Genomic DNA, 13,198 nt, shown 5'->3' with positions numbered 1-13,198 from the left:
CAGCGGGATGACCGCCCGCGGTGGCGACCGTCACCCCCGCGTCCACCCCGCGCCACCGGGCGGCCCCGCCGGAGGGCCCGCGCCGCCCCGCCGGAAGGGGGGAAACCGGGCGCTCTCAACGGTTTCCGCCGCCCCCGACCGCCCCGGCCCGGACAGTTCCCGATGTCGGCCAGGTCACCCGCGCTTCAGCGTCCCGCGAACCCGTTTCGCGCCGTTCGCCCGGTCTTGGCAGGATGGGGAGATCAGCAGCGCGAAGAGGTGGTCACCGTGACGAGCTCGTTCTCCGGCCAGGGGCAGAACCGGCCCGGAATGCCGCCCCGCCTGCCCACGCCGCCCAGCGGCTGGCCGATCGGCTCCTACGCCACCTACGAGGAGGCGCAGCGCGCGGTCGACTTCCTGGCCGACGACGACTTCCCGGTGCAGGAGGTCACGATCGTCGGCGTCGACCTGATGATGGTCGAGCGGGTCACCGGCAAGCTCACCTGGGGCCGGGTGCTCGGCACCGGCGCCGCGTCGGGCGCGTGGTTCGGCGTGTTCGTCGGCGTGCTGCTGAGCCTGTTCAGCCCCACCACCGGCGCGTGGGCGGGACCGATCCTGGTCGGCGTCGTCACCGGCGTCGCCTTCGGCATGATCTTCGCTGCGGTGGGCTACGGCTCCTCGCGCGGCAGGCGCGACTTCCAGTCCGCCAGCCAGCTCGTCGCGGGCCGCTACGACGTGCTCTGCCAGCCCCGCTCCGCCGAGCGCGGTCGCGACCTGCTCGCCAAGCTCGCCATGCGCCCCGCAGGCTCCGGCGAGGGCGGGCTGTAGCGCCCGAGCGCCGAAGCCGCCCCTGGAACGACACCGCGAAAGCCGCCGGGTCCTCCGTGAACCCGGCGGCTTTCGCGCGTGGCCACGCTTTTCCCCATCGCGGTTCCGCGAGCACCACTCGCACCCGCCGCCGTTCTCCGCAGAGCAGCGGTCCACCCGGCCCCCGTTCGGCCCCACCACCGGGCCGACCGCCCGCGCACCCGTCCGGCGGCTCAAACCTTTACCGGCGACGTGGTTTGCCGAACCCCTCGAACGGGTAACGGCCGTTCAGGTCTCTTGCGCTGTTGCAGGTGGTTGCGGCACCTGATCACCGGGCCTAGGTTCGTCCCACCGATCGCCCCCGCGAGGGGGCCGGTGGGGGCACGAAGGGGTGCCGGGCACTGCGGTCTGGCTCCTCCACGTTGTCAGGAAGGAGGCATGACCGATATGGGGATGAGGGGCGCGACACCGCGTCGTCGGCTTGCCGCCGCGGGGGGAGTCGCCGCGCTGGCGGCCTCCGTGCTGGCGGGGTGCGGGTCGGACGGCGGAGGGCTCGTCGTCAACGTGTACAAGTACCCGCAGGAGAGCTTCCAGCAGATCGTCGACCGCTGCAACGCGGACGCGAACGGGTACGAGATCGTCTACCACAAGCTGCCCCGCGAGGCCGACGGCCAGCGCGAGCAGCTGGTGCGCAGGCTCGCCGCGGGCGACACCGGCATGGACGTGCTCGGCCTGGACGTCACCTGGACCGCCGAGCTCGCCGAGGCGGGCTGGATCAGGGAGTTCACCGGGCAGGCCAAGAGCGCCGTCGAGGACGGCACGCTGGAGACGCCGCTGGAGACCGCCCGCTACCAGGGCAAGCTCTACGCCGCGCCGGACAACACCAACGTCCAGCTGCTCTGGTACCGGGACGACCTGGTGCCCACCCCGCCCACCACGTGGGCCGAGATGGTGGAGATGGGGGCCAAGCTCAAGGCCGAGGGCAAGCCCGGTCTCGTGCAGGCCACCGGCAAGCAGTACGAGGGCCTCGTCGTCCTCTACAACACGCTGGTCAACTCCGCGGGCGGCACGATCGTCGACGAGTCCGGCACCAAGGCCGTCGTGGACGACAACGCGGTGAAGGCGCTGGAGGTCCTCAAGGAGTTCGCCACCTCCGAGGTGGTCGACCCGTCGTTCTCCAACGCGGCCGAGGACCAGGCGCGCCTGGCCATGGAGGAGGGCAAGGCGGCCTTCCAGCTGAACTGGCCGTTCGTCTACGCCGCCGCGCAGAAGCGCCCGGAGCTGGCCCCGCACTTCAAGTGGGCCCCGTACCCGGCGATCGACGAGGGCACCCCGTCCAAGGTGACCGTCGGCGGCATCAACTACGCCGTCAGCTCCTACAGCGAGCACCCGGACGAGTCGTTCGACGCGATCACCTGCCTGCGCAACGCGGAGAACCAGAAGTTCGCCGCCATCAACGACGGCGTCCCGCCGACCATCGAGTCGATCTACTCCGACCCGGAGATGGAAAAGCCGTACCCGATGAAGGAAGCCATCCTGGAGACGCTCAAGACCGCGAGCATCCGGCCGAGCACCCCGGCGTACCAGAACGTCTCCACGGTCATCTCCACGATCCTGTCGCCGCCCGCGAGCATCGACCCGAAGGCCACCGCCGAGCGGCTCAAGTCCGAGCTGCAGGACGCGCTCGACTCGAAGGGGGTCCTGCCGTGAGCCAGACCGCCGATGCGCCCACCTCGGACAGAGCCGCCAAGGCCCCGCTGGACAAGAGGGCCAAGGCCGCGCTGAGCGAGGGCAAGCGCGCCGAGCGCCGACTCGGGCTGCTGCTGTGCCTGCCCGCGATCCTCATCATGGCCCTGGTCGCGGGCTACCCGATCCTCTACTCCTTCTGGCTGTCCCTGCAGCGCTACGACCTGAAGTTCCCGGACCGCCAGGAGTTCGTCTGGTTCGAGAACTACGCCACCGTGCTCTCCAGCCCGTACTGGTGGGACGCGCTGTGGATCACCCTGATCATCACGTTCGTGTCCGTCGTGCTGGAGTTCGTGCTCGGCATGGCGCTCGCGCTGATCATGCACCGCACCCTGGTGGGCAAGGGCATCGTCCGCACCGCCTCGCTCATCCCGTACGGCATCGTCACCGTCGTGGCCGCGTTCTCGTGGCGCTACGCCTGGACGCCGGGCACCGGCTACCTCGCGGAGCTCGCGGGCGGCGACCCGGTGCTGACCGAGAAGGTCCCGGCCATCATGGTCGTGATCCTGGCCGAGGTCTGGAAGACCACGCCGTTCATGGCGCTGCTGCTCATGGCGGGCCTGGCGCTGGTCCCCGAGGACCTGCTCAAGGCCGCCGCCGTCGACGGCGCGAGCCCGTGGCAGCGGTTCGTCAAGGTCATCATCCCGGTGATGAAGCCGGCCATCCTGGTGGCGCTGCTGTTCCGCACCCTGGACGCGTTCCGCATCTTCGACAACCTGTTCGTGCTGACGGCGGGCTCGCAGGGCACGTCGTCGGTGTCGATGGTCAGCTACAACAACCTCATCAAGGGCCTGAACCTCGGCATCGGCTCCACCATGTCCGTGCTGATCTTCGTGGCGGTGGCGATCATCGCGTTCATCTTCGTCAAGCTGTTCGGCACCGCTGCCCCCGGTAGCGACAACACGGGGAGGCGCTGATGGCCGGGACCGGAGGAGCCGTCACCACCGGCCGCAAGGCCCGCTGGGCGGTGCTCAACACCGTCGTCGTCGCCTACGCGCTGATCCCCGTGCTGTGGATCGTGTCGCTGTCGTTCAAGACGCCCGCGACCCTGGCGGACGGGAACTTCATCCCGCGCGAGTGGACCCTGGAGAACTACCAGGCGATCTTCACCACGAGCGAGTTCGTCCGGGCGCTGGTGAACTCGATCGGCATCGCCCTGATCGCCACCGCGATCGCCGTCGTGTTCGGCACCATGGCCGCCTACGCCATCGCCAGGCTCGACTTCCCCGGCAAGCGCGCGCTCGTCGGCGTGTCCCTGCTGGTGTCGATGTTCCCGCAGATCTCCCTGGTGTCGCCGCTGTTCGAGATCGAGCGCACCCTCGGGCTGTTCGACACCTGGCCCGGCCTGATCCTGCCGTACACCACGTTCGCGCTGCCGCTGGCGATCTACACCCTCTCCGCGTTCTTCCGGGAGATCCCGTGGGAGCTGGAGAAGGCGGCGAAGATGGACGGCGCCACCCCCGGCCAGGCGTTCCGGCGGGTCATCGCCCCGCTGGCCGCGCCGGGCGTGTTCACCACGGCCATCCTGGTGTTCATCTTCTGCTGGAACGACTTCCTGTTCGCCATCTCGCTGACCTCCACCGAGTCCTCGCGGACCGTGCCGGTCGCGCTGTCGTTCTTCACCGGCAGCTCGCAGTTCGAGGACCCGACCGGTTCCATCGCCGCCGCGGCGGTGGTCATCACGGTCCCGATCATCGTGTTCGTGCTGTTCTTCCAGCGTCGCATCGTGGCCGGGCTGACCTCCGGCGCCGTCAAGGGGTGAGTGGGCGTGGCAGAGATCGTTCTCGACAAGGTGAGCAAGCAGTACCCCGACGGCGCGGTGGCCGTGCGGGACGTGGACCTGGAGATCGGTGACGGCGAGTTCGTCATCCTCGTCGGCCCGTCCGGCTGCGGGAAGTCCACCACCCTCAACATGATCGCGGGCCTGGAGGACATCACCTCCGGCGAGCTGCGGATCGGCGGCGAGCGCGTCAACGAGCGCGCGCCCAAGGACCGCGACATCGCCATGGTGTTCCAGTCGTACGCGCTCTACCCGCACATGACCGTGCGGGAGAACATGGCGTTCCCGCTGCGGCTGGCCAAGGTCGACGACGCCACGGTGCAGCGCAAGGTCAAGGAGGCCGCAGACATCCTCGACCTCGGCCAGCACCTGGACCGCAAGCCCGCGAACCTGTCCGGCGGCCAGCGCCAGCGGGTCGCGATGGGCCGCGCGATCGTGCGCAGCCCCAAGGCGTTCCTCATGGACGAGCCGCTGTCGAACCTCGACGCCAAGCTGCGCGTGCAGATGCGCACCTCGGTGTCGCGGCTGCAGAAGCGGCTCGGCACGACCATGGTCTACGTGACCCACGACCAGACCGAGGCGATGACCCTGGGCGACCGGGTCGTGGTCATGCGCGGCGGGCACGTGCAGCAGGTCGGCGCGCCCCAGCACCTCTACGACCACCCGGCCAACCTGTTCGTCGCGGGCTTCATCGGCTCGCCGTCGATGAACTTCGTGCCCGCCGGGATCGAGGGCGACCAGCTGCGCACCGCGCTCGGCGACATCCCGCTCTCCGCGCGGGTCAAGTCGCTGCTGGCGCGCGAGGACGCGCCCCGCGAGGTCATCCTCGGCCTGCGGCCCGAGCACTTCGAGGACGCCAGGCTCGTGGACGAGTCGGTGCGCGGGTCGGGCGTCACGTTCACCAGCAACGTGGACGTGCTGGAGTCGATGGGGTCGGACAAGTACGCGTACTTCGGCGTCGACGGCGAGCAGGCCACCTCCGCCGAGCTGGAGGAGCTGGCCGCCGACGCGGGCTCGGTCGACGTGCCCGGCTCCGGGGTGTCCCTGGTGACCAGGCTGTCGGCGGCGTCCACCGCGGTGGAGGGCGAGCAGGCCGAGGTGTGGTTCGACGCGGACAAGGTGCAGCTGTTCGACCCGTCCAGCGGGCGCAACCTCACCTACGCGGGCGAGTGACGCGGGCGAGTGACGCGGGCGGGTGAACCGGTGAGCGATCCGGCGCGGTGATCGGCTGAGCGGTCGCGGACCGCCCTGCGGCGGTCCGCCTACCGCACGGCTCAGGAAAGGGGACGCCCGGCGACGCGGGGCGTCCCCTTTCGCGTGAACCGGGGGGTGCGGGCCGACCAGCCGGGACCATAGGCCGCGCTGAACTCCATAAGCCATTCAGCGCAGCCCGAACGCAATTCGCCGCAACCCGGCCCGCACCGCTCAGCGGCCTCCCCAAGCTGGTCGAAGCAGGGAAGAGCACGGGAGAACCGCTGCGAGGCTTCTGGTTAGGGGAGTGGTGCGCGCTATGGGTGCTCTGGCCGGGAAAGCGGTCGTCGTCACGGGGGCGGGACGGGGACTGGGTGAGGCCTACGCCGAGCAGGCGGCCAGGGCGGGCGCTTCGGTGGTGGTCAACGACGTGGACGCGGACACGGCCGAGCGGGTCGCGGAGCGCATCCGGGACTCGGGCGGGACCGCGGTGGCCAGCGGGCACTCGGTCGCCGACCCCGCGCAGGCCGAGAAGATCATCCGCACCTGCGCCGACGAGTTCGGGCGGATCGACGGGCTGGTCAACAACGCCGGGGTGAACTACGAGTCCAAGCCCTGGGAGGACGACCCGGAGCAGATCCGGCGCACCGTCGAGGTGAACCTGCTCGGGGTCATCTACACCGGCGTCGCGGCGATGCGGGCCATGCGCGAGCAGGGCGGCGGCGGGTCCATCGTGAACATCGGGTCCGGCGCCTACCTGGGGCAGCGCAAGCTCGGCACGTACTCGGCAACCAAGGGCGCGGTGGCCTCCCTCAGCTCGTCGTGGGCGCTCGACCTGGAGCCGGACGGGATCAGGGTCAACTCGGTCTGCCCGGTGGCGCACACGCGGATGGTGGTGGCCTCGCCGCGCGCCAGGAGCGTGGTCACGACCGACCGGGTGCCCGCGAAGGTCGCGCCGCTGGTGGTGTTCCTGCTCGGGGACGCGGCGCGCGGCATCACCGGCCAGGTGGTCCGGTGCAACGGCAAGCACCTGCACCTGGTGGGGCACCCGCAGTTCAAGCAGCCGATCCTGGAGAGCGACGCGTGGGACGACGCGGCGGTGGAGCGGGCGTTCACCGAGCTGTTCCAGGCGCACCTGGAGCCGTACGGGCTGGAGAAGCGGATGCCTCCGCTCACCCGCGAGCTGATCGCGCCCGCGCACACCCGCTAGGGCTCCCGGACCGCCGGTCGTTCCTGCCACGATCGGGGCATGGGCAAACCCAGAGCCACGGACTGGCGGCTGGTGGTGCGCACGCGGGTCGAGCGCGTGCGCGCCGACCTCGCCGCGCTCGGACCGGTCGACCCGCTGGACCAGGAGAGCGCCCGGTGGCGCGAGGTCGCCGAGCGGGAGGCCGCGGTCGTGGACGAGGTGCTGGAGGGCGACCTCGGCCGGTGGCGGACGATCGCGGCGTGGTGGTCCGGGTGGCGCATCGAGCGGGGCTGGCGGGCGCTGCACGAGGCGGAGATCGCCGTGTCGGCGGCCTCGCCGGGGTTCCTCGGGCGGTTGCCGGGGCTGGTGGCGCGGGTCGCCGAGCAGCTGGACGAGACCGATCCCCGGCGGCGGGCCCTGGAGGAGCTGCGGCCGGGGGAGTTCCCGGTCGGGGTCGAGCGGGCGGTCGTGGTGGACGCGCTCCGGGCCGCGTTCGACCGGTCGGACTTCGCGCACGCCGGGTCGCGGGCGCTGCGGAACAAGCTGATCGCGGCCTCGGCGGTGCTGCTCCTGGTGAACACCGCGCTGGGGGTCGTCGGGCTGCTCAGCCCCGGCTACCTGCCGCTGTGCGTGCGACCCGAACAGCTGGCCGCCGTGTGCCCCACGGGCGCGGCGGCCGGCGGTGCCGACGTGTGGCTCGTGCAGGCGCTCGGGGGCTTCGGGGCGGTGCTGGCGGCCGTGGTGCTGCTGCTGCGGCGCAGGCCCAGCCTGACGCCCTACGTGACCGTCGGGTACCAGGCGACGATCAAGGTCCTGCTCGGGGCGTCGCTGGCGGTGGTGGGGGTGCTGGCGCTCGGGGCCGGGGTGACCACCGGGCTGATCGGGGTGTCCTCGCAGTCGGCGCTGCTGCTGTGGGCGGTGATCCTCGGCTACTCGCAGCAGGTCGCGACGCGGCTGCTGGACAGCTACGCGGACCGGGTGCTGGAGCAGGCCCGGCCGCTGCCGGGGCACGGCGGCGAGGGCTGAGGGGACAATCGCCGTCGGAGGTCCCGAGGGCCTCCGACGACGATGGACTTCCCGACCGATGAGGAGGGGCGGCCGGTGCGCGCGCTCACCACCCTGGCCTTGGCCGTGCTGCGCTTGCTCGACGAGCGGGACCAGCACCCGTACGAGGTGCGGCAGCGGATGAAGGACGAGGGGCTCGACCGGATCGTCAAGGTCACCCACGGGGCGCTCTACCACGCGTTCGAGGGGCTGGCGAAGAGCGGCCTGATCCGGCCGGTCGAGACGGTGCGCGACAGCGGGCGGCCCGAGCGGACGGTCTACGCGATCACCGAGGAGGGGCGGCGGGTCGCGCGGGAGCGGCTGCGGGAGCTGCTGGGGGCGCCCGTCCCCGAGTACCCGGTCTACTGCGCCGCCCTGGCGTTCCTGAGCCTGCTGCCGCCCGAGGAGGTCGTGGCGCGGCTGGAGCGGCGGGTGGTGCTCCTGGAGTCCGAGCTGGCCGGGGTCGAGGCCGGGTACGCGGCGCTCGTGGAGCAGGGCGTCGCGGGCGTCGGGGTGGTCGAGGTCCGCCACGTCCGGGCGCACGTGCGGACGGACCTTGAGCTCACCCGCGAGCTGGTGGAGGACGTCCGGTCGGGACGGGTGACCTGGACCGCGGACGCCGAGGGCTGACGGCGGGCCGAGGGGCGCCCCGCGCCTCGCCCGCCCGGCGTCCCCGGCCCGCGCTCCCCGCCCCGGCCTCTCCAGGGGTGAAAACCCCGCGTGTTCCGGTGCCCCGCGCCGGGGTTCCGGGTTAGCGTCTGCCCGTGCTCGCCGAACTCTTCCGCCAGTCGGCCAGGGACTGCGCGGGAGCCAGTCCGCTCACCTCCACCCTCCTCGCCGCCGCCTCCGCCGACCTCGACTCCGGTGGCCCCACCAGGCGGGTCATGGCCAACGCCGAGCGGGCGCGCGCCGGGGACGTGCCCGCGCTGCGCTTCGCCGCCGCCGTGCACCGCGTCGTGCTGGAGGGCCGCGCGCCCGCGCTCGCCGCGCACTACCCGACCGTCGGCGGCTCCCCGGAGCTCGGGGCGCTCTGGGCGGACGCGCGCGGGGTCGTCGAGGAGCACGCGGACGAGCTGCGGGCCCTCGTCGACACCACGACGGTGCAGACCAACGAACCCGGCCGCAGCGGGCCGCTGTTCGGCGGGCTGCACACCGCCACCGCCCTGGCCGCTGCCGCCGCCGGTCGGCGCACGCCGTTCCCGGTGCGGCTGCTGGAGGTCGGGGCCAGCGGCGGCCTCAACCTGCGCCCGCACCGGATCGCCTACCTGCACGGCGACCGGGTGTTCGGCGACCCTGGCAGCCCGCTCCGGCTCGACACCGGCTGGAGCGGCGAGCCCGACGGCGACCTCGACCGCCCGCTCCGCCTCGTGGGCCGCGGCGGCTGCGACCCCAACCCGGTCGACGTGTCCACTGTGGACGGCCGTCAGCACCTGCTCTCGTTCGTGTGGCCCGATCAGCGCGAGCGCTGGACCCGGCTCGGGGCCGCGCTGGACCTGGCCGCCGTCGACCCGGTCCCGGTCCGGCGGGCCCCGGCGTCCGAGTGGCTGGGCGAGCAACTCGCCCGGCCGGAGCGGGACGTGCTGACGGTGGTGTGGCACTCGGTGGTGTGGCAGTACGCGTCCGCCGCCGAGCGCGCCGCCGGACGCGCGGTGCTCGCGTCCGCCGCGGAGCGGGCCACCGCGGCGGCTCCCCTGGCGCTGCTGGTGTTCGAGCCGCGGCGCGGCCACGACCCCGCCCTGCCCCACGAGTTCCAGCTGCTGCTCAAGCTCTGGCCCGCGGGCCGCTCCCTGCGGCTCGGGGCGGGCGGGCCCCACGGGACGCCCTTCACCTGGGAGAGCGCGCCCTGGGTGTGACGGTCGGGGTCAGGGCTGGCCGGCGATGATCACCGTCACGCTGGCCAGCCAGCACAGCAGGAGGGTGAGGACCCAGAACAGCGGGTTGGTCAGGAGCCTGGTCATGGTGGGGTTCCCGTCGGTCGGGGCGTGCGGGGGGAGGCGACTACAGCCAGCGGTTCCGGCGGAATATCCGGTACAGCGCCAGGCATCCCATCAGGATCACCGCGATCACCAGGGGGTAGCCGAACCGCCAGTGCAGCTCGGGCATGTAGTCGAAGTTCATGCCGTACACACCGACCACCATCGTCGGGACGGAGATGATCGCCGCCCACGAGGTGATCTTGCGCATGTCGCCGTTCTGCTGGAGCGTGATGGTCGCCAGCACGGCGTTGACGAGCGTGGTGAGCAGCTCGTCGAAGTTCATGACCCGCTCGGACACCTCGGTGAGGTGGTCGTCCACGTCGCGGAAGTAGGACCGCACCTGCTCGGGGATCAGCGGCGTGTAGCCCTCGGCCAGCCTGCGCAGCGGCACCGCCAGCGGCATCACCGCGCGCCGCAGCTCCAGCACCTCGCGCTTCATCAGGTAGATCTGGTCGGAGCTGACCCCGCCGCGCGGCGCGAACACCAGCGCTTCCATCTGGTCGATGTCGCTCTCGATCTTCGACGTCACGTCCAGGTAGTTGTCCACCACGTGGTCGGCGATCGAGTGCAGCACGGCGGCCGGGCCGATGCGCAGCTTGTCCGGGTCGCTCTCCAGCTGCTTGCGCACCACGGCGAGCCCGGAGTGGTTGCCGTGCCGCACGGTGATCACGAAGTCGCGGCCCAGGAACACCATGATCTCGCCACTCTCGACGATCTCGTTCGCGGTGCTCGGCGACTCGTTCTGCACGTACCGGACGGTCTTGAACACCATGAACAGCATGTCGTCGTACCGGTCCAGCTTCGGCCGCTGGTGCGCGTGCACCGCGTCCTCGACGGCCAGCTCGTGCAGCCCGAACGTCTCGGCCACGCCCTGGATCTGCTCCTCGTCCGGCTCGTGCAGGCCGATCCAGACGAACCCCTCGCGGCGCTTGCGCACCTCCTCGACCGCGTCGGTGTGCGTCCAGCGTCCGGGCAGCCTGCTGCCGTCGACGTACACGCCGCAGTCCACGACGTACGCCGACAGCGGCACGGGCAGCGGGGCGCGGGCCGACTCGGTGCGGCGGGCGCGAACGGCGGAACGGCCTCTGAAACCGCTCAAACCGCCGAAAGAGGGCAGGCTGGGCACGGTGTACCTCCGGAGGGTGCGGGCGCGTCGAAGGTGGAGCTGTGGAACGACGACGGCACGTCCCCGACCGGGAGCAAGGGCCTAGCTGCGGGAAGCAGACCCTCCGATGAGGACGCGCGAGGTACTCGCAGGATGGGGATCGTTGCTCATCGCGACTCCTCACCTCCTCAGGTAGCGGTCCGGGCTCATCCCACGCATGGAGAGCCGCACGAACCGCTCCAGATCCTACTCCCGTCCGGTTCACGCTGTCGTGCAGCCCGGCCGGGAGGCCCGTCACACCGTTCGGGACGTCTGTCACACCGGGCGCGACTCCGGGGCCGCGCGGCTCCCGCGGCGGGGTGCGCGGCGCCGTGACCAGCGGGTGAGCCGCTCCGCGCGGTGCGGGACCGCCGGGTCTGGCCCCGAGCCCGGCGGGGTACAACAGGGGCGGGGGCCGCGCCCCCACCCCGGAGGCGACGACGCCCCAGCGCTCCCCGTCCGGGGGGCCGAGGGCCGTTCGCGCCGAGGCGGCAGGCCCGAGCGAAGGAGCGAAGTGACCTCACTGGAACTGGTGCGGGAACGGCTGGCGTCGTTCGCGGAGCGCGGGGCGGCCGACGTCTCCCCGCTGTACGCGCACCTAGCCGCGCGCGCCGCGACCGACGACGCGGTGGCCGGTCTGCTGACCGCCGCGCCGGAGCGCTTCGCGCACCCCACCCTGCTGCTGGCCGCCGTGCACCGGCTCGCGCAGGCCGAGCCCGTGCACCCGCTGTCCCGCTACTACCCGACGCTCGGCGGCACCCACGGTCCCGACGAGGGGACCTGGCCGCTGTTCCGGGACTTCGTGCTGGAGCGGGCGGACCGGGTGCGCGAGCTGATCTCGACCCGGAGCACCCAGGGCAACGAGGTCGGCAGGGCCGCGCTGCTCTACCCGGCGCTCGCCCGAGTCAAGGGCCCGGTGGGGCTGGTGGAGGTCGGCTGCTCGGCCGGGCTGCTGCTGGGCATCGACCGCTACTCGTACCGCTACCAGAGCGAGCAGGCCGGGCAGGTCGCCGTCGGACCGGCCAAGGCGACGGTGGGCGTGCACTGCGTGCTGGAGCTGGCCCCCGGAGCGACGATGCCCAAGCTGCCGAAGTCGGTGAAGGTCGGCGCCAGGATCGGCCTGGACCGCGCGCCCGCCGACCTGGAGGACGAGGAGACCTACGCCTGGCTGGAGGCCTGCGTCTGGGCGGACCAGCCGGAGCGCCTGCGCCTGCTGGGCGTCGCGGCGGCGGCCCAGCGCAAGGCGAAGCCGGAGTTCGTGACCGGCGACGCGGTGGCGGACCTCGCCAAGGCGGTGGCCCTCGTGCCGGAGGACCAGCCGCTGGTGGTGCTGACGAGCATGGTGCTGCCGTACGTGCCCGTGGTCGGCTTCGTGGACGCCCTGCGCGCCCTGGGGCGCCCACTGACGTGGGTGAGCCTGGAGTCGTACGGGACGGGGCTCGAGCACCTGCTGCCGGGCCGCGCGGAGCTGGAGGACGGGCACGTGGTCGGGCTGGTGCGGGTGGAGGACGGCGAGGTGCGCTCGGCCGAGGCGCTGGCGCTCGCCGCCCCGAGGGGGCAGCGGCTGACCTGGCTGGTGTGACGGGCGGAGGCGGGGGAGCGGCTTGCCCAGGGGGGCCGGGTCCGCCGGGGCTCGCAGGGGACGCCGGGCCTGCCGGGGCTCGCCCAGAGGGGGCTTGGTCCGCCGGGGCTCGCCCAGGAAGCACCGGGTTCGTCGAGGCTCGCTCAGGGGGGCGCCGGGCCCGCCGGGGTTCGCTCAGGGGGCGCCGGGCCCGCCGAGGTTCGCTCAGGAGGCATCAGGCCTGCCAGGGCTCGCCCAGGGGGCGCTTGGCCCGCTGAGGCTCGCCTCGAGGGCACTTGGCCCGCTGGCGCACCCAGATGGGCACCCGGTCTGTCGGGGCCGTCCCGAGAGACGAGCCGCTCCCCGCCCGAGGCCGCCCGACGCGCGGGCCGGGGCGCACCTCCGCCTGTGGCGCTCGGCTGGCGGGCAGGGGCACTCCACCCGAGGGCACCCGGCCTACGGACCGGGGCGCCCGCTCAGGGACGCACCTCAAGGGGGGCGCCTCAGAAGCCGGCCCGACGGAACTGGCCCCAGGAGTCGACCCGACGGCACCGGCCCTACGGCACCGGCCCGACGACGGAACCGGCGCCAGGAGCGGCCGCTTCCGGAGTGGGCCGCTTCCGGGGCGGGCCACTTCCTGGGTTGGCCGCTTCCGGGGTGGGCCCGACGGATGATCAAGATCACATCATCGCCCTCCGCCCGCTCATCTCACCCCATCTCGGTGCGCTCGCCCTGTTCAGCGCTCACTGAGACCGCGCAGGTGAAGCCCTGGTCACCCACC

The 13,198-nt window shown here is 72.6% G+C and carries 11 protein-coding genes; 10 read left to right on the top strand and 1 reads right to left on the bottom strand.

Going from position 1 to position 13,198, the window contains the following annotated elements:
* Window positions 1-309: 309 nt before the first annotated feature.
* The 9 genes from ACTUAL_RS29170 to ACTUAL_RS29130 all read left to right on the top strand — a co-directional run bounded on the left by ACTUAL_RS29170 (window position 310) and on the right by ACTUAL_RS29130 (window position 9,589).
* A complete protein-coding gene (locus tag ACTUAL_RS29170; RefSeq protein ID WP_096497604.1) occupies window positions 310-807 on the top strand; it encodes a general stress protein in 498 nt (165 codons plus the stop codon).
* A 426-nt stretch (window positions 808-1,233) separates the two neighbouring features.
* Complete coding sequence (locus ACTUAL_RS29165) at window positions 1,234-2,496, top strand: ABC transporter substrate-binding protein (RefSeq protein ID WP_096491551.1); 1,263 nt, start codon at window positions 1,234-1,236, stop codon at window positions 2,494-2,496.
* Window positions 2,493-3,449, top strand: coding sequence for a carbohydrate ABC transporter permease (locus ACTUAL_RS29160; RefSeq protein WP_096491552.1), 957 nt, complete (start codon window positions 2,493-2,495; stop codon window positions 3,447-3,449). Before ACTUAL_RS29165 ends, ACTUAL_RS29160 begins: the two co-directional genes overlap by 4 nt.
* A complete protein-coding gene (locus ACTUAL_RS29155) occupies window positions 3,449-4,294 on the top strand; it encodes a carbohydrate ABC transporter permease (protein WP_096491553.1) in 846 nt (281 codons plus the stop codon). The genes ACTUAL_RS29160 and ACTUAL_RS29155 overlap by 1 nt, the downstream gene beginning before the upstream one ends.
* A gap of 6 nt (window positions 4,295-4,300) precedes the next feature.
* Entirely contained in the window at window positions 4,301-5,485 is a 1,185-nt protein-coding gene (locus ACTUAL_RS29150) for an ABC transporter ATP-binding protein (protein ID WP_440902485.1), read from the top strand.
* 337 nt (window positions 5,486-5,822) lie between these two features.
* Entirely contained in the window at window positions 5,823-6,713 is an 891-nt protein-coding gene (locus ACTUAL_RS29145; RefSeq protein ID WP_096491554.1) for an SDR family NAD(P)-dependent oxidoreductase, read from the top strand.
* A gap of 39 nt (window positions 6,714-6,752) precedes the next feature.
* On the top strand, window positions 6,753-7,718 hold the full coding sequence (locus ACTUAL_RS29140; protein WP_440902484.1) for a hypothetical protein: 966 nt from the start codon (window positions 6,753-6,755) through the stop codon (window positions 7,716-7,718).
* A gap of 42 nt (window positions 7,719-7,760) precedes the next feature.
* Window positions 7,761-8,366, top strand: a complete 606-nt coding sequence (locus tag ACTUAL_RS29135; RefSeq protein ID WP_096491556.1) for a PadR family transcriptional regulator — start codon at window positions 7,761-7,763, stop codon at window positions 8,364-8,366.
* 134 nt (window positions 8,367-8,500) lie between these two features.
* Window positions 8,501-9,589 (top strand): DUF2332 domain-containing protein, encoded by a 1,089-nt coding sequence (locus tag ACTUAL_RS29130; protein WP_440902483.1) that lies wholly within the window; start codon window positions 8,501-8,503, stop codon window positions 9,587-9,589.
* A gap of 145 nt (window positions 9,590-9,734) precedes the next feature.
* On the opposite strand, the gene corA is transcribed toward ACTUAL_RS29130, so the two are convergent.
* A complete protein-coding gene (gene corA, locus ACTUAL_RS29125) occupies window positions 9,735-10,838 on the bottom strand; it encodes a magnesium/cobalt transporter CorA (RefSeq protein WP_096491558.1) in 1,104 nt (367 codons plus the stop codon).
* Between the two features lie 532 nt (window positions 10,839-11,370).
* Here corA and ACTUAL_RS29120 point away from each other — a divergent pair.
* Window positions 11,371-12,438, top strand: a complete 1,068-nt coding sequence (locus ACTUAL_RS29120; protein ID WP_440902482.1) for a DUF2332 domain-containing protein — start codon at window positions 11,371-11,373, stop codon at window positions 12,436-12,438.
* Window positions 12,439-13,198: the final 760 nt, after the last annotated feature.

This window comes from Actinosynnema sp. (genome assembly GCF_052038725.1).
Note: the sequence above shows the minus strand (reverse complement) of the source record. Positions and strands in the feature narration are given on the sequence as shown.

Excerpts from the sequence above, each read along its gene's own strand:
- ACTUAL_RS29170 (WP_096497604.1), top strand. The coding sequence starts at position 310 with ATGCCGCCCCGCCTGCCCACGCCGCCCAGCGGCTGGCCGATCGGCTCC.
- ACTUAL_RS29165 (WP_096491551.1), top strand. The coding sequence starts at position 1,234 with ATGGGGATGAGGGGCGCGACACCGCGTCGTCGGCTTGCCGCCGCGGGG.
- ACTUAL_RS29155 (WP_096491553.1), top strand. The coding sequence starts at position 3,449 with ATGGCCGGGACCGGAGGAGCCGTCACCACCGGCCGCAAGGCCCGCTGG.
- ACTUAL_RS29145 (WP_096491554.1), top strand. The coding sequence starts at position 5,823 with ATGGGTGCTCTGGCCGGGAAAGCGGTCGTCGTCACGGGGGCGGGACGG.
- ACTUAL_RS29140 (WP_440902484.1), top strand. The coding sequence starts at position 6,753 with ATGGGCAAACCCAGAGCCACGGACTGGCGGCTGGTGGTGCGCACGCGG.
- ACTUAL_RS29135 (WP_096491556.1), top strand. The coding sequence starts at position 7,761 with ATGGACTTCCCGACCGATGAGGAGGGGCGGCCGGTGCGCGCGCTCACC.